Source organism: Rothia sp. HSID18069 (genome assembly GCF_003989155.1).
Classification (GTDB): domain Bacteria; phylum Actinomycetota; class Actinomycetes; order Actinomycetales; family Micrococcaceae; genus Rothia; species Rothia aeria.
The window spans coordinates 1-848 of the sequence record NZ_RBMG01000025.1 but is presented as its reverse complement, the minus strand read 5'-3'; the positions used below and the strand labels follow the sequence as shown (position 1 = coordinate 848).

Below are 848 nucleotides of genomic sequence, written 5' to 3'. Positions count from 1 at the left end.
GTGAGGACGAAGTTTTTGGCCCACGTGAAATCTCCCGAGGCGCTCTGCCTACTCCGAAACTCCGGCCCGAACTCAGGACCCCCAGCAGGACAATACTCTTTCCCGTACCCACCATGAGCTAACCCCGAAACCACAGGCACCTCTAAAAGACGCTGCACCCACAATTTTTCCCGAATATATTGCACGAGTATTTCAGCATCCTGAGTATTATTCGGATCAGCCCAATACCCATAATCCAGCCGGAACGCCACCTGAGAACCCACGTACCGGCACGGTTCTACATGCGGTTTAAACCGGTGCACCACCCCTGCGGTGTCGGTGAGCTCGAAAAGCCCGTTCTCATCCCCTAATAGGGTGAAATAACTAGAGTCAATCTGCCAGTAGTGCAGTGTAAGTTTCCGTCCCCGGTTCGTGACCCGCACGAGTTTCTCGGGCAGGATTTCCCGGTACGAGACCCTGCACACCCACAAACCCCACACAGCACCAGGAGTAAAGACTATAAGTAGCCCTGCTTTAACCCAGTCTCCCGTGTCTAGAGGTGCACCACTGATTCTTAGCTGGATCGTGGCGTACAGAAGAAGCGCTAGCATAATAAGCGCTCCCCATAAGAGCATTTTCATGAACCATGAGGCTTGTACCCGCACCGAGGCCAACACCCGCACTACAGCCCGAGGGTCAGAGGCTTCTTCTAATATCTGCTGGATTTTCTGCTCACGCTCACGCCGACGTCCTTCAAACACGGCTGAGAGCCAGAATGTTGTTGCTACAAACGTGACGCAGATGATTCCATAGATTAGTCCGTCACTCATCAGAGACTACCGTTCCTGCCGACCCAGTTTGAAGATCAC

1 protein-coding gene is annotated in these 848 nt (G+C 53.2%); it reads right to left on the bottom strand.

Annotation, left to right across the window (positions count from 1 at the left end):
- Nucleotides 1-809, bottom strand: an 809-nt coding sequence (locus tag D8M41_RS11425) for a hypothetical protein (RefSeq protein WP_126927076.1), incomplete at its 3' end; no start/stop codon positions are given.
- Nucleotides 810-848: the final 39 nt, after the last annotated feature.